This is a genomic window from Sedimentitalea sp., assembly GCF_039973035.1.
GTDB lineage: Bacteria > Pseudomonadota > Alphaproteobacteria > Rhodobacterales > Rhodobacteraceae > Sedimentitalea.
The window spans coordinates 114,793-129,344 of record NZ_JBDWLR010000042.1; the positions used below are offsets into that span (position 1 = coordinate 114,793).

At 59.6% G+C, this 14,552-nt stretch carries 13 protein-coding genes; 8 read left to right on the forward strand and 5 right to left on the reverse strand.

From position 1 onward, the window contains the following. Window positions 1–3: 3 nt before the first annotated feature. From nuoN to ABJO75_RS09280, 4 genes are read left to right on the forward strand one after another with little or no spacing between them, the layout of a single operon-like run. Window positions 4–1,443: an NADH-quinone oxidoreductase subunit NuoN gene (gene nuoN / locus ABJO75_RS09265; RefSeq protein ID WP_348135512.1), complete on the forward strand. Its 1,440-nt coding sequence runs from the start codon at window positions 4–6 to the stop codon at window positions 1,441–1,443. A gap of 57 nt (window positions 1,444–1,500) precedes the next feature. Further along, on the forward strand, window positions 1,501–2,250 hold the full coding sequence (locus ABJO75_RS09270) for a biotin--[acetyl-CoA-carboxylase] ligase (protein WP_348135514.1): 750 nt from the start codon (window positions 1,501–1,503) through the stop codon (window positions 2,248–2,250). 11 nt (window positions 2,251–2,261) lie between these two features. Then, window positions 2,262–3,035, forward strand: a complete 774-nt coding sequence (locus ABJO75_RS09275) for a type III pantothenate kinase (protein ID WP_348135516.1) — start codon at window positions 2,262–2,264, stop codon at window positions 3,033–3,035. A gap of 4 nt (window positions 3,036–3,039) precedes the next feature. Then, on the forward strand, window positions 3,040–4,707 hold the full coding sequence (locus ABJO75_RS09280; protein ID WP_348135518.1) for a ribonuclease J: 1,668 nt from the start codon (window positions 3,040–3,042) through the stop codon (window positions 4,705–4,707). Between the two features lie 43 nt (window positions 4,708–4,750). On the opposite strand, the gene ABJO75_RS09285 is transcribed toward ABJO75_RS09280, so the two are convergent. The 4 genes from ABJO75_RS09285 to ABJO75_RS09300 form a co-directional block, all read right to left on the reverse strand. Continuing rightward, complete coding sequence (locus tag ABJO75_RS09285; RefSeq protein WP_348135520.1) at window positions 4,751–6,157, reverse strand: DEAD/DEAH box helicase; 1,407 nt, start codon at window positions 6,155–6,157, stop codon at window positions 4,751–4,753. Between the two features lie 181 nt (window positions 6,158–6,338). Next, complete coding sequence (locus ABJO75_RS09290) at window positions 6,339–7,262, reverse strand: glycosyltransferase family 2 protein (protein ID WP_348135523.1); 924 nt, start codon at window positions 7,260–7,262, stop codon at window positions 6,339–6,341. Beyond that, complete coding sequence (locus tag ABJO75_RS09295; RefSeq protein ID WP_348135526.1) at window positions 7,262–7,999, reverse strand: hypothetical protein; 738 nt, start codon at window positions 7,997–7,999, stop codon at window positions 7,262–7,264. The genes ABJO75_RS09290 and ABJO75_RS09295 overlap by 1 nt, the downstream gene beginning before the upstream one ends. A gap of 45 nt (window positions 8,000–8,044) precedes the next feature. After that, window positions 8,045–9,652, reverse strand: coding sequence for a peptide chain release factor 3 (locus ABJO75_RS09300; RefSeq protein ID WP_348135594.1), 1,608 nt, complete (start codon window positions 9,650–9,652; stop codon window positions 8,045–8,047). A gap of 133 nt (window positions 9,653–9,785) precedes the next feature. Between ABJO75_RS09300 and ABJO75_RS09305 the strand changes: the two genes are divergently transcribed. The 4 genes from ABJO75_RS09305 (at window position 9,786) to ABJO75_RS09320 (ending at window position 13,835) form a co-directional block, all read left to right on the forward strand. Next, window positions 9,786–10,565, forward strand: a complete 780-nt coding sequence (locus tag ABJO75_RS09305; RefSeq protein ID WP_348135528.1) for an SDR family oxidoreductase — start codon at window positions 9,786–9,788, stop codon at window positions 10,563–10,565. A gap of 1 nt (window position 10,566) precedes the next feature. Then, window positions 10,567–11,688: a hypothetical protein gene (locus ABJO75_RS09310; protein WP_348135530.1), complete on the forward strand. Its 1,122-nt coding sequence runs from the start codon at window positions 10,567–10,569 to the stop codon at window positions 11,686–11,688. A gap of 8 nt (window positions 11,689–11,696) precedes the next feature. After that, window positions 11,697–12,650, forward strand: a complete 954-nt coding sequence (locus ABJO75_RS09315; RefSeq protein ID WP_348135532.1) for a glutaminase — start codon at window positions 11,697–11,699, stop codon at window positions 12,648–12,650. A 108-nt stretch (window positions 12,651–12,758) separates the two neighbouring features. After that, a complete protein-coding gene (locus tag ABJO75_RS09320; protein WP_348135596.1) occupies window positions 12,759–13,835 on the forward strand; it encodes an ABC transporter ATP-binding protein in 1,077 nt (358 codons plus the stop codon). Between the two features lie 30 nt (window positions 13,836–13,865). Here the strand turns inward: ABJO75_RS09320 and ABJO75_RS09325 are convergent, their stop codons facing one another. Further along, the gene (locus tag ABJO75_RS09325; RefSeq protein ID WP_348135597.1) at window positions 13,866–14,531 is read right to left on the reverse strand and encodes a WYL domain-containing protein; all 666 of its coding nucleotides are present in this window, start codon (window positions 14,529–14,531) and stop codon (window positions 13,866–13,868) included. Window positions 14,532–14,552 lie beyond the last annotated feature (21 nt).

A 14,552-nucleotide genomic window follows, 5' to 3' on the forward strand; every position in this document is an offset into this window, starting at 1 on the left:
CGCATGATCCAGGCTGATCTGAGCGTAATCCTTCCGGAAATCGTGCTGGCGGTGTTCGCCATGCTGGCCTTGCTCGGGGCGGCCTATACCGGCAAGGATCGCCTTGGGCCTGCGTTGGTCTGGGCGACGTCGGCGCTGATGCTGATCCTCGCGTTCTTTATCGCCACCCGTGGCGGGGGAACCCATGTCGCCTTTGGCGGGATGTTCGTGGATGATGGCTTTGCCCGTTTTGCCAAGGTCGTCATTCTGGCTTCCGCTGCCGCCGTTCTGTTGATGAGCCAGGATTACATGGAGCGCCGTGGCTTGCTTCGGTTTGAATATCCACTGTTGGTGGCGCTCGCCTCAGTCGGCATGATGATGATGGTCAGCGCCGGTGATCTGATGTCACTTTACATGGGGCTGGAGTTGCAATCTCTGGCACTCTACGTGGTTGCCGCATTGCGCCGCGATAGCGTGAAATCGACCGAAGCCGGGCTGAAGTATTTTGTACTCGGCGCGCTCAGCTCTGGCCTGCTGCTCTATGGTGCATCGCTGGTTTATGGCTTTGCCGGAACCACGCTGTTTTCGGGCATCATTCAAACCGCGCAGCATGGTGAGGTTTCTCTTGGTTTGCTCTTTGGTCTGATTTTCGTGATCTCGGGGCTGGCGTTCAAGGTCAGCGCAGTGCCGTTCCACATGTGGACACCTGACGTTTACGAAGGTTCGCCCACCCCGGTGACTGCATTCTTTGCCACTGCCCCCAAAATGGCTGCGATGGGCCTGTTTGCGCGGGTGTTGCATGATGCGTTCGGCCATGCCGTTGCCGACTGGCAGCAGGTGATTGCCCTGCTTGCAGTTCTGTCTATGTTCCTTGGTGCAGTGGCGGCGATCGGGCAGCGTGATATCAAACGGCTGATGGCCTATTCCTCAATTTCGCATATGGGATTTGCGTTGATGGGGCTGGCGGCTGGCACTGAATTTGGGGTGCAGGCGATGCTGATCTACATGGCGATCTATGTCACCATGAATGTCGGTACCTTTGCGTTTATCCTGATGATGGAAAAGGACGGACGGCCCGTCACCGACATCACATCTCTCAACCTCTATGCCCGGCGCGAACCCGGACGGGCCTTGGCGATGCTGGTCCTGTTGTTCTCGCTTGCCGGGGTGCCACCGATGCTCGGGTTCTTTGGCAAGTTCTACGTGCTGCGGGCGGCCTATGATGGTGGTCTGGCATGGCTGGCTGTCGCGGGTGTGATCGCTTCGGTCATCGGGGCGTTCTACTACCTGCGGATCGTCTATTACATGTACTTCGGAGAGGAGGGCGCGGAACTTGAAACCAATTCTTCTCCGGTGCTCTGGGGTTTTCTGATGGCATCTGCGGCCGTTATGCTGCTGGGGGTCATCAACATGTTTGGCGTCGAAGGTGCGGCGGCGGCTGCGGCCGCAACGCTGCTGAAGTGATCCTGTTTGAACTCACCCGACTATGTGTGATGCGGACGTCCCTGAAATGATGCGCCCATGACCCAGTGGCCAGACGGCTATGGCAGGCGCGTGCTGGACGAGGTGGACTCCACTCTGAACGAGGCTGCTCGGATTGCGCCTGACCTGTCTGGTCCGGAATGGATCATGGCGCACCGTCAGACTGCGGCGCGAGGGCGACGGGGACGGGCCTGGGCCAACCCCAAAGGCAATCTGGCAGCAACGCTGGTCTTGTTTCCGCAGGAAGCACCAGGTGTGGCGGCGCTTCGGTCCTTTGTGGCATCCTTGGCCCTGTTTGATGCGTGTGTCGCGGTCTGCGGCCGGAACGAAGGGTTCGCGCTGAAATGGCCCAATGACGTTCTACTGAATGGTGGAAAGCTGGCGGGCATCTTGCTGGAGAGCTCGGGGCAAGGCACGCGGATGGCCTATCTGGCGATCGGGATCGGTGTGAACCTGTCTGATGCCCCGTCTTCAGAGGTGGTCGAAACTGGGGCGGTCCCTCCGGTCTCGCTTTTTTCAGCGACGGGGGCTGAGGTGGATGCCGAAACCTTCCTGACCTTTCTCGCCGCTGCCTATGCGCGCCATGAAACGACTTTTGCGACGTATGGCTTTGAACCGATCCGGACCGCTTGGCTGAGCCGTGCGGCACGATTGGGCGAGGTGATCACCGCGCGCACGGCGAACAGTGAAACCACCGGTACATTTCAGACGGTGGACGCACAGGGCAACCTTGTCCTAAACACCAGCAAAGGCCGCGTCATGATACCGGCGGCTGACGTCTATTTCTGAGGGAGACGCGTATGCTTCTGGCCATAGATTGCGGCAACACGAATACCGTCTTCTCGATTTGGGACGGCGAAAAATTCCTGTGTACGCTGCGCACATCGACCCATCATGCCCGCACTGCGGATGCCTATTTCACATGGTATTCGACCCTGGTGAAACACTATGGGATCGAGGCGGACATTGGCGAAGTCATCATTTCGTCCACCGTTCCGCGCGTGGTCTACAACCTTCGGGTCTTTGCGGACCGATTCTTTGGCTGCCGACCGATTGTGGTGGGCAAGGCCGACTGCCTGCTGCCAAACGAACCACGGGTGGATTTTGGCACGCAGGTCGGGCCTGACCGCCTGGTCAACGCTGCTGGCGCCTTTGATCGGCATGGTGGTGATCTGATTGTCGTCGATTTCGGCACTGCGACCACTTTTGATGTTGTGGCCAAAGACGGAGCCTATATTGGTGGCGTGATCGCGCCCGGCGTGAATCTGAGCCTCGAGGCGTTGCATATGGCCGCTGCTGCCTTGCCCCACGTGGATATCAGCAATCCGCAAAAGGTGATCGGAACCAATACTGTCGGCTGTATCCAATCGGGCATCTTCTGGGGATATGTCGGATTGGTTCGCGAAATATGTACCCGCGTCAAGGCCGAGCGCGACCGCGAGATGCGGGTGATTGCAACCGGTGGACTGGCCCCTCTGTTTCAACAGAGCGCGGACCTTTTTGACGTAATGGAAGATGATCTGACGATGCACGGTCTGACCGTCATCCACCAATATAACAAGGACTACGGTTAAGCTTATGGCAAGCAAAAGACTGGTTTATCTGCCACTCGGCGGAGCAGGCGAAATTGGCATGAACGCCTATCTTTACGGATATGGCGCGCCGGACAAGGAGCGTTTTATCCTTGTCGATCTGGGTGTCACCTTTCCTGACATGGATGGATCACCCGGTGTCGATCTGATCCTGCCTGATATCACATGGCTGAAAGAACGGGCCGACAGGCTTGATGCGATCTTTGTCACCCACGCACATGAAGATCATGTGGGGGCTGTTGCACATTTTTATGACGATCTTGGCGCGCCGGTCTATGCCCGTGCCTTTACCGCGAATATCGCCCGTCGCAAGATGGCGGATCTTGGTCATCCTGATGACGCGGTTCAGACGGTATCCGCATGGCCCGAACAGGTGACCGCAGGGCCGTTCAAGGTTGGGTTCCTGCCGATCTCGCATTCGATTCCGGAAAGCGGTGCGCTGGTCATCGACTCGCCGGACGGGCGGGTGATCCATAGTGGCGACTTCAAACTCGACCCGACACCCGTTGTGGGCGAAGCCTTTGATCCCGATCTCTGGGCCGAGGTTTGCAAAGGCGGCGTGCGTGCCTTGGTGTGCGATTCCACAAATGTGTTCTCGCCTGATCCAGGCCGTTCGGAACTTGGTCTTGGCCCAGCGATCGAAGAGCTGGTTGTTGGTGCCAAGGGCATGGTTGTTGCTACTACCTTCGCCAGCAACGTGGCGCGAGTTAAAACCCTTGCCGAGGCAGGGCATCGCGCAGGGCGCTCTATCGTCTTGTTGGGCCGCGCCATGGAGCGGATGGTTGAGGCCGCGAAAGAGACCGGCGTTCTTCACGGGTTTCCCACAACGATCAGCGTAGAAGCTGCGCTTGAAGTGCCGCGCGAGAATCTCATGTTGTTGGTCACCGGCAGCCAGGGCGAACGCCGCGCGGCCAGCGCGCAACTGGCGCGTGGCAAGTATCGCGGGATCCAGATGAAAGAGGGCGATATGTTCCTGTTTTCCTCCAAGACGATCCCCGGCAACGAACGTGGCGTGATCCGGGTGATGAACCAGTTCAGCGAAATGGGTGTGGATGTTGTTGACGACAACAACGGCAAGTATCACGTTTCGGGTCACGCAAACCGGCCCGATATCGAACGGCTTCACGACATTGTACGCCCGCAAATGGTGATTCCGATGCATGGCGAACACCGCCATCTGCGCGAGCATGCAAAGCTGGCGATCGCACGGGGGTATCAGGGCGCCGTTGTTGTCAACGGGATGATGATGGACCTGTCCGGCAATGCGCCAAGTGTCGCGGAATATATCGAGACCGGACGCACCTATCTGGATGGCTCGGTCAAGATCGGGGCGATGGACGGGGTCGTGCGCGACCGTATCCGCATGGCGCTGAACGGGCATATCACCGTCACGGTCATTCTCGATGAACAGGACGAACCGCTGGGCGAGCCGTGGTGCGATACCACCGGGCTGGCGGAAACCGGGCGTTCAAATGCCTTGCTTGTCGAAGTTCTGGAAGAAGATTTGAGCCAACTCCTCGGGCGCTCAGGTAACAAGACCCTCCGCGACGATGACAAGCTGGAAGAAGCCTTGCGGCGTGCTGCGCGTCAGACCGCGCAGACAGAGATTGGCAAGAAGCCCGAAGTGACGGTGGTTATCAGCCGGATGCGGTAATCCGCTCCGGCCTGATCGTCGATTAGGTCAGCGACCGGGCGGGTTATCCGGCCCGGCGCTCTTCAAAGCTCAGCGCGATAAAGCTGGGCATGTGATCGCCCATACCAACAACCTTGTTGCCACCGGACTCGCGGTTGGATGCCCGGCCGCGAGACGGAGATTTATACTCGTTTTGCGGCTTTTCTTCAGCGGCTGACTCAGCGGGTACAGGGGCCGGTTTCTTGGGGGCGCGGCTGCGCTTTTCGGGTTTTGCAACCGTCTCTTCTTTTTCCGGTTCCGGCGTGGCCTTTGGCGGTTCGGATTTCAGCGGGTTCTCAAGGCGCGGGATCTCCCGTTGCACCAACCGCTCGATATCGCCTAGATTCTTCTCGTCGCGCGGCACACAGATCATCATCGCGGTTCCGTCACGACCGGCGCGACCTGTGCGCCCGATCCGGTGAACATAGTCCTCGGCGTGGCCGGGAACGTCAAAGTTGAACACATGGCTGACCGATGGCACGTCCAGCCCACGGGCTGCAACGTCTGACGCCACCAGAAAGCGCAGCGAACCATCGCGGAATCCGTCCAAGGTGCGCGTGCGCTGGCTCTGGTCCAGATCGCCGTGGATCGGGGCCGCGTCATAGCCGTATTTCTTGAGCGATTTGGCGACGATATCAACATCTGTCTTGCGGTTGCAAAAGATGATCGCGTTGGTGCATTTTTCGCCTTCGGCGTCGATCAAACCGCGCAGAACCTTGCGTTTCTCGCTGGATTCGCGGTCCTTGCGACTGCCTTTGAACATCACAACGGATTGTTTGATGTTTTCACCGGTCGTTGCCTGACGCGCGACTTCAATCCGTGTCGGGGCCGACAGGAACGTGTTGGTGATCCGTTCGATTTCAGGCGCCATGGTCGCCGAAAAGAAAAGGGTCTGCCGCGTAAAGGGTGTCAGCGAAAAGATGCGTTCGATGTCCGGGATAAAGCCCATGTCGAGCATCCGGTCAGCCTCGTCGACCACCATGATCTGAACGCCTGTCAGCAGCAGCTTGCCACGTTCGAAATGGTCCAATAGCCGCCCCGGTGTTGCGATCAGAACGTCGACACCTTTGTCGATCAACTTGTCCTGCTCGCCAAAGCTGACACCACCGATCAGAAGCGCCTTGGTCAGTTTCACGTGCTTGGCGTATGTGTCAAAATTCTCGGCCACCTGCGCGGCCAGTTCCCGCGTCGGGCACAGCACAAGGCTGCGCGGCATGCGCGCGCGGGCGCGGCCACGTGCAAGCATGGTGATCATCGGCAAAGTAAAGCTGGCGGTCTTGCCGGTGCCGGTCTGGGCGATGCCGAGAACGTCTTTGCCTTCGAGGGCGGGGGGAATCGCGCCTTCCTGAATCGGGGTGGGAGATTCGTACCCAGCCTCGTCAATGGCTTTGAGCACCTTGGGATTCAGGTTCAGTTCAGAAAATTTTGTCATTTGTGTCCGTGTGTTGCGGACACTGTTTCGGCCCGCCGTCATGTCAGAGCCGGACCACAGCGGTCCTGCGCTTGTGCGCATACTGGCTCGTCCGCGTGCATTAACAAAAAGCGGCGCAGCGGTCAAACTCGGCGGTCAAATTCGCGTGCATTTTGCTGATTGTTTCCAGATCGGTGGAATGTCATCCGAAATTTGGAAACTGTTTCCGGCGCGACACTGCCAAATTCAGGTCGCGAACATGCAGCAGCCCTTCGTTCGCAAGACGTTGGCGATGCTCGGGCGTGTCCGCCACGAGTTCGTCGTAGAAGAATCGCAGACCCGTCTCACCGTGTTCGTCTTCGATCGACCGGAGAAGCTCGTTGAGCGTTAGTCCACCTTCCAGCGCGGGGCGCATCGGTGCGAGATCGGCGCGGTATGAGCCGCGCTCAAGCCGGAAACGATAGGCGGCGATGAACGCGTTCCAGCTCTGCGCGTGACAGTGGCAAAGGACCGTCTGCTCAAGCGGTACCTCGCCGGGGTTTTGGGTCTCGCCCTGAAACACGTTGTGGATGCGCAAGGTCACATCCGAAAGCCCTGTTCTGATGAATAGTTTGCCTTCCACATGGCTGAGGAACCCGCCATCGAGATAGCGACCGTAGGTCGTGTACAAGCGTTCAGCGGTTGCGGCGCGGTCTTGGCGAAACCTGTTGGTGCGCTTGAACGCGGTCCCGTCCCCCGCGAGCGCTTCGGCGGGGTAGAGCCGGGCACAATGGGTGGTGGCAGGCAAAGCAGCCAACTGATCGATGATCGGGGCATCCGAGGACAGAAATTCATCAACGTCGATATGGGCAAGCCAATCCACCTCCGCCCGCCTATAGGCATGTGTGGCATTGGTCGACTGTCGGACCTGATGTTTTTTCGGGCGTCTTGGATGTTTCGACCAATAGATGTCGTCGCACTTGGTTACCCGCACCTTTGGGTGGGATTTGAGCAAGGCAAATGTCGACGGGTCCGGTTCGTCCAGATAGACGTATATTCGATGCGCGCCCAACTCGAGATGATGGGCGACAAAGTTCAGGGTTTCGGTGGTCGTTGCCTTGATTGTCGCGACAAGTCCCCAGTGCATCAGGTCTTGTCCTGAAATTGCTGGCGCATGAGTTTAAGGCGTCGAAAGATGTTGGCCGGATCGCGGTTCAGTTCCTGCATCAAATGGTCAGCCAATGGCCCGATCACCGGGTCGGTCAGGGCCAGTTCCCAGACCGGGGCGAAGATATTGACATCGAGGCCGCCCTTGCGGATCGAAAAATCTTCCATCTCCAGCGGCAGCGCGGTGTGCAGACGTTGTTTGACCGGATAGGGCTGATTGGGGGCAACCCCGCTGAAAAGCCGCTCGAATTCATACAGTTTCATCATCGAGAACAGCATTCGCAGCGCCTGTCCGACCTGCCGTTGCACGTCCGATCCGCCGTGATCGGCAAAGGTCATCACAGAGGAGACCTTCCAACGCAGATCCAGTTGTTCGATCAGATGTTCATGCTGTTCACGCCAGAGCCTGTGAAACAGCGCGGGGGCATGATCCGGGGCGCTGTATTTCCGCAGGTTCGAGATGAGCAGCGCATTTAGCAGCGCCAGCTGCGACTTACCCGAGAACTCCTTTGCGATCCGTGCCTTTTTGCGCGCCCATCGCGTGGGTACCTGAACGTTCAGATCGACCTCGGTGACGATCTGCGCCGCAAGCGCGTCAAGGTCGGCATCCAGCGGCGGCAGGGCGACGGCGACAGGATTATAGGGCTTGCGGCGGGCATTGTACCGCTCAAGCATGGCCGCAAGGCCACCGTCATAGGTCGGGTCGCGTTGATCCATATCTGTGCTTACACCGGGCGTGGCGCAGAGAAAATCCCTAACGGGTCAGACCATCATTTCCTTGGTCGCCGTCAGCCGCACGTCGGGATAATCCCGTTCGATCCGGTCGATGTCCCATTGCAGGCGCGTCAGATAGACGATGTCGCCATCATGGTCGTGCGCGATGTGCTGCTTGTTGGCATTCACAAACTTATCAACGGCTTGCCTGTCACCGCTCACCCAACGGGCCGAGGTGAACTGAGACGCGTCAAACCGCACGGGCAGCCCGTATTCAAGCTCGATCCGGCTGGCCAGAACCTCAAATTGCAGGGCACCGACAACGCCAACGACGAAGCCGGAACCGATGGCGGGTTTGAAGACCTTCGCGGCCCCTTCCTCGGCGAACTGCATCAAGGCCTTTTCCAGATGCTTGGCCTTCATCGGATCACCCGCGCGCACCCCTTGCAGCAACTCAGGCGCAAACGACGGGATACCCGACACGCGCAGCGCTTCGCCTTCGGTCAGCGTATCGCCGATGCGCAGCTGGCCATGGTTGGGTATGCCGATGATATCGCCAGCCCAGGCCTCTTCTGCGAGTTCGCGGTCAGAGGCGAGAAACAGCACCGGGTTGGTGATTGCCATCGGTTTCTTCGACCGCACGTGGGTCAGTTTCATGCCGCGTTTGAAATGCCCGGACGCCATGCGTACAAAGGCGACGCGGTCGCGGTGCTTTGGGTCCATGTTGGCCTGCACCTTAAAGACAAAGCCTGAAACCTTGGTTTCTTCGGGCGAAATCTGGCGGGGCAAAGCAGATTGAATCTGCGGTTCAGGGCCATAGGTGCCGATGCCGTCCATCAGTTCCTTGACCCCGAAAGAGTTGATCGCCGAGCCGAACCAGATCGGGGTCATGTGACCTTCCAGAACCGCCTGCGGATCAAGCTTGGGCAGCAATTCGCGCGCCATCTCGACCTCTTCGCGCAGTTGCTCCAGAAGCTGCGCCGGAACATGTTCGGCGAGCGCGGGGTCATCAAGGCCCTTGATCTCAATGCTCTCTGCGACTTTGTTTCGGTCGGCCCGGTCCATCAGTTCCAGCCGGTCGCGCAGGATATCGTAACAGCCGACAAAGTCGCGCCCTTGCCCAATGGGCCAGCTGGCCGGCGTCACGTCGATGGCAAGGTTTTCCTGAATCTCGTCGATAATTTCAAAAACATCCCGGCTTTCGCGATCCATCTTGTTACAGAAGGTCAGGATCGGCAGATCGCGCAGGCGGCAAACTTCGAAGAGCTTCTGAGTCTGGCTTTCGACACCTTTGGCGCCATCAATCACCATCACTGCCGCATCCACCGCCGTGAGCGTGCGATAGGTGTCTTCGGAGAAATCCGAGTGGCCGGGAGTGTCGACCAGATTGAACCGGAAGCTGTTGTAGTCAAACGACATGGCAGAAGCCGAGACCGAAATGCCGCGATCCTTTTCCATCTGCATGAAGTCCGACCGTGTCCGCCGCGCTTCGCCCTTTGCCCGGACCTGACCGGCCATCTGGATCGCGCCACCATAGAGCAGGAATTTCTCGGTCAGCGTCGTCTTGCCCGCATCAGGATGCGAGATGATCGCAAAGGTGCGGCGACGCGCGATTTCCGGCGGCAATTCGGGGCGATTTGATGCGGTGTCCAACATGAGGCGCGTATAGGTAAGGAACACGGCAAGCGCAAGAAAATCGAAGGCCGCCGTTGGGTGCTTGCGGCATTCGCTGGCATCGCTGATAGCTCCGATGCTATGCGAGAGGCAGAAACCAATCGGGAGATCAGAGATGGATTTGGGAATCGCCGGCAAGCGGGCGCTGGTTTGCGCGAGCAGCAAGGGGCTGGGGCTGGGCTGTGCCGAAGCGTTGGCCGAGGCCGGAGTCAACCTCGTGATGAATGCACGCGGGTCCGAGGCGCTGGAAGCCTCTGCGCAAGCCATCCGCGATGCCCACGGGGTTGAGGTTGTCACCGTGGCCGCCGATGTCGCGACCGCCGAGGGGCAGGCCAAGGTGATCGAAGCGGCTGCAGGCGCCGACATTCTTGTCAACAACGCGGGGGGGCCGCCTCCGGGTATGTGGTCTGACTGGGATCGGGATGATTTCATCAAGGCGCTGGATGCCAATATGCTGGCCCCGATTGCGTTGATGAAGGCGCTGATGCCGGAGATGATCGACCGGGGCTGGGGCCGGGTGGTCAACATCACCAGCCAGTCGGTGCGCGCGCCAATTGCAGTGCTGGGGCTGTCTAATTCCGCCCGGACCGGGTTGACCGGCTATGTCGCCGGAACGGCGCGGCAGGTGGCCGGAAGCGGTGTAAACATCAACAACCTGCTGCCCGGTATTCACGCGACCGACCGTGCCGCGTCGCTGGATGGTGGTGTCGCCAAGGCGCAGGGCGTGTCGCTTGACGAGGCACAGGCGCAGCGGGCGGCGACGATCCCTGCCGGGCGCTATGGCACGCGGCAGGAATTCGGCGCGGCCTGTGCGTTCCTGTGCAGCCAACATGCCGGTTTCATCGTGGGACAGAACATTCTGCTCGATGGCGGCGCGACCAATCTGACCATGTAACATGGCACAAGGATTCTCGCTGAAGGATCAGTTGTTCAACATTGAAAAGGTCCGCTATCTGGCGGGCCTTTTCGCCGACGCAGACGCGGCGTTTGATGCCGAGGTGTTTGAACGGCAAGTCATGGAACAGCTGCTTGATCTGGAGTTGAAGCAGCGGATCAACTGGATTGCGGACTGTCTAGGCGCGCAGTTGACTGGCCCGGTGGCGGACTTCGGGCCAGTGCTGCGTGCGGCCTTGCCGTCACCGCTGGATCCAAATCTGACAGACGATGATTTCGGCGATTTCATCTTTGCTCCGCTGGGTGAACTGGTTGTCATGCGGGGGCTTGAGACGCCGGAACCGTCACTGGATCTGATCGAAGAGATCACCCAACGGTTTTCGATGGAATGGGCGATCCGGCCGTTTCTGAACCGGTGGCCGGATCTGGTGCTCGCGCGGATGCAGCACTGGACGACGCATCCCAGCTATCACGTGCGCCGGTTGGTGAGCGAGGGCAGCCGCCCGCGTTTGCCTTGGGGGCAATCGGTTGATCTGGACATCGCCGCACCGCTGCCTTTGCTGGATGCCTTACAGGGGGACAGCACACGTTATGTCACCCGATCTGTGGCCAATCATCTAAACGACATCAGCAAGAAGCACCCCGAACTGGTCATGGACCGCCTCGACCAGTGGGGCGCACAGGGATCACAGAGCCGGGCTGAACTGGATTGGATGACGCGTCACGCCATGCGCGGGCTGGTCAAGGTCGGCAATGCGCGGGCGTTGTCGATGCTGGGGTACAGTGCCGATGCCGACATCGAGGTGTTGCGCTTTGATGTGCCGGAGCAGGTGGCAATCGGCGATGTGCTGCCTCTGTCTGTCGCGTTGCAATCGGCGACGGGCGCAAGGGCCTTGATTGACTATGTGTTCTGGCGGCGTAAGGCGAATGGCGATCTGACGCCCAAGGTGTTCAAGCTTAAGCAGGTTGAATTGCCTGCGGGCAAGGTGGTTGATTTGCGGAAAACACACAGGCTTAAGGGTGACGCCACCACGTTCAGGCTTTATCCGGGGCAACATCGGGTTGAGCTTCAGATCAATGGCCGTGTGTTGGCCGAGGCGATGTTTGAACTGACGGTGGAATAGAAAGCGGCATGGCAAAGCAGAAACTGACCAACGAGCGGCTGCGCGGCATTGTCTCTGACATTGCCGAAGAGATGGCGGCCGAAACCGAGCGTGGCAAGGTCGCGGATTACATCCCGCCGTTGGCGCGCATCGATCCGAACCAATTCGCGCTGAGCATCATCACCCGCGATGGCGAGTTGATATCAGCTGGCGATGCCCAAACGCGGTTTTCGATCCAGAGCGTATCCAAGGTCTTCACGCTGGCGGTTGGTCTTGGGCGATTGGGCGAACGCCTGTGGTCAAGGGTCGGGCGTGAACCGTCGGGCGATCCATTCAATTCCATCGTGCAGTTGGAGTATGAAAAAGGCCTGCCGCGCAATCCTTTCATCAACGCCGGTGCGATTGCCGTTACTGACAGTATTCTTGGTGGTTTTGCCCCCAAGGAGGCCCTGGGCGAGATATTGGAATTTGTGCGGTTCCTCGCAAGCGATGAGGATATTGCCATCGATCCGGACGTGGCGCGATCTGAACTGGCCACTGGATATCGGAACGTGGCGCTGGCCAACTTCATGCGCAGCTTTGGAACAGTCACCAGCCCGCCGGAAATGACGCTGGGTGTGTATTTTCACCACTGCGCGATTGCGATGACCACCGAGCAACTCGCGGCGGCGGGGCGGTTCCTTGCCTTTGACGGCCGGCTGTCTCCCGGAGGGCCGCGGGCGATCTCTGCGCGCATGGCGCGGCAGATCAACACGCTGATGCTAACCTGTGGGCATTACGACGGGTCGGGCGAATTCGCTTTTCGGGTTGGTCTGCCGGGCAAAAGCGGGGTCGGCGGCGGGATCATGGCAGTGGTGCCGGGGCAGGCCTCGATCGGTTGCTGGTCACCCGGGTTGAATGCGGTGGGCAATTCGCACCTGGCCTCGCGTGCGCTGGAACAAATGGCGCAGCGCACCGGGTGGTCGATCTTTGGCCCGCACTAGGTTGCACAGCGCGATTGGGGTTGCTATCTGCGCTGAAACCCGATGGTTTTGATCGGAAAGGCCGCGAGGATACCGGTGGAGCACGTCATCACAGCGCAACCTGCACCAATGCGGTCCGCGCCCCGGTTGGAAATCCGCAATCTGACGCGGAAATTCCACGGGCGCACGGTGGTTGATGACGTGTCGCTGTCGATTGAGCCGGGGCAGGTAACATGCCTGCTCGGCCCATCCGGTTGCGGCAAATCCACGACTTTGCGGATGGTCGCCGGGGTCGAGATGCAGGACAGCGGCGAGATCTGGGTCGACGGCAAACTGATCTGTGACACGGTGTTTCGCGTCCCGCCCGAGCGGCGTGAAATTGGCCTGATGTTTCAGGATTTTGCCCTGTTTCCGCATCTGAGCGTCGCGGGTAATGTCGCCTATGGTCTGAGCGGCAGCCGGGATGAAAAACGCTCGCGGGTTGAAGAACTGCTGCGCCGGGTAGACCTGTTGCAGTTTATCGACGGCTATCCGCATCAGTTGTCAGGTGGCGAACAGCAACGGGTTGCGTTGGCGCGGGCGCTGGCCCCTCGGCCCCGGATCATGTTGATGGATGAACCGTTTTCGGGCCTCGACAACCGGCTGCGCGACGGGATCCGCGACGAGACGCTGACCTTGCTCAAGGAAGAGGACACTGCCGTTCTTCTGGTCACACACGAGCCCGAAGAGGCCATGCGCATGGCTGACGAGATTGCGCTGATGCGCGACGGTCGGATTGTGCAGCAGGGCGCCCCCTATAACGTCTATACTCGTCCGGTTGATCGTGCCTCGGTGTTGTTCTTTAGCGATGCCAATGTGCTGCGCGCACAGGTGAACGGGGCGCTGGCGCAGACACCATTTGGCCAGTTCCTTGCTCCGGGGATTCCCGACGGCACCGATGTCGATATCGTATTCCGCCCCCAACACGTGCGTATTGATTTTGACAGGGCCGGGTCCGGTCCATTGCCGACGCCGACCGATGGCGTTGCGGCGCGCGGCGTGGTCGAACGGGCGCGGTTCATGGGGCACGAAAGCCTTGTCGAATTCCGCATGTCGCATGATGGGTCGATGATCAAGGTAACGGTCCCCAATGTGTTCTTGCCTGCAACCGGTAAGGTCATGTGGCTGACAATCCGGCGCAATCGCTGCTTTGTTTTCCCCGCTTAAGGCGCCTGCCTCTGCCTGCGATAGCAAAACCTAAGCTGGCCGATCCACCAGCCGCTTGCCGGGTTCGTCGGTGAACAGTTCGGGCAGCGGCATTGCAGCCTCAATCAGATCAAGGCGAAAGTCGCGAAAATCGCCGCAGGTTTCGCACCAGGCAGTCAGCAGCCAGACCCGGCCCCAGCTTTCTAGCCTTATGGGGCGGATGGTTCGATGACTGAGGTCGCTATTGGGTTCGCGATAGGACAGACGCAGCTTTTGGCGTCCGGCAATGGCGCTGCGCAGGCTGGTCATATGCGACAGCCCACGTGCAGCATCCGCCATTGGGGACAGTGCGGTCTTCCATGCGTCGGCCTCTGCAATAGTTTCCGTCGGCAACGCTTGGTCAATCTTGTGTGCAAGCGCCTGCGCGGCTGCTTGCAGGTCCGGGTCCGCGGCCTCTGATACGATGGCGATCCCAAGGTGCAGGGCGTCGAGTTCCGCAGGCGCGAGGTGCAACGGGGGCAGGGCGATTGTGTCGGCCATCCGGTATCCGGTTCCGGGCGTTCCCTGCACAGGTACGCCGGACGCGAACAGACGATCCATATCGCGATAGATCGTTCGCACCGACACATCCAGACGGGTCGCGAGATCCTGCGCCCGGTGCAGCGCCCCGTCGCGTAGTAGGTTGATCAAGGTGACAAGTCGGTCAGTGCGGGTCATTCCGCTTGCTGCCACGAGGAT

Bases quoted from the DNA above. Each gene is read 5' to 3' on its own strand.
- ABJO75_RS09270 (WP_348135514.1), top strand. From the start codon at position 1,501: ATGACCCAGTGGCCAGACGGCTATGGCAGGCGCGTGCTGGACGAGGTG.
- ABJO75_RS09310 (WP_348135530.1), top strand. From the start codon at position 10,567: ATGGCACAAGGATTCTCGCTGAAGGATCAGTTGTTCAACATTGAAAAG.
- ABJO75_RS09320 (WP_348135596.1), top strand. From the start codon at position 12,759: ATGCGGTCCGCGCCCCGGTTGGAAATCCGCAATCTGACGCGGAAATTC.
- nuoN (WP_348135512.1), top strand. From the start codon at position 4: ATGATCCAGGCTGATCTGAGCGTAATCCTTCCGGAAATCGTGCTGGCG.
- ABJO75_RS09280 (WP_348135518.1), top strand. From the start codon at position 3,040: ATGGCAAGCAAAAGACTGGTTTATCTGCCACTCGGCGGAGCAGGCGAA.
- ABJO75_RS09275 (WP_348135516.1), top strand. From the start codon at position 2,262: ATGCTTCTGGCCATAGATTGCGGCAACACGAATACCGTCTTCTCGATT.
- ABJO75_RS09325 (WP_348135597.1), bottom strand. From the start codon at position 14,531: ATGACCCGCACTGACCGACTTGTCACCTTGATCAACCTACTACGCGAC.
- ABJO75_RS09285 (WP_348135520.1), bottom strand. From the start codon at position 6,157: ATGACAAAATTTTCTGAACTGAACCTGAATCCCAAGGTGCTCAAAGCC.
- ABJO75_RS09315 (WP_348135532.1), top strand. From the start codon at position 11,697: ATGGCAAAGCAGAAACTGACCAACGAGCGGCTGCGCGGCATTGTCTCT.
- ABJO75_RS09290 (WP_348135523.1), bottom strand. From the start codon at position 7,262: ATGCACTGGGGACTTGTCGCGACAATCAAGGCAACGACCACCGAAACC.
- ABJO75_RS09295 (WP_348135526.1), bottom strand. From the start codon at position 7,999: ATGGATCAACGCGACCCGACCTATGACGGTGGCCTTGCGGCCATGCTT.
- ABJO75_RS09300 (WP_348135594.1), bottom strand. From the start codon at position 9,652: ATGTTGGACACCGCATCAAATCGCCCCGAATTGCCGCCGGAAATCGCG.
- ABJO75_RS09305 (WP_348135528.1), top strand. From the start codon at position 9,786: ATGGATTTGGGAATCGCCGGCAAGCGGGCGCTGGTTTGCGCGAGCAGC.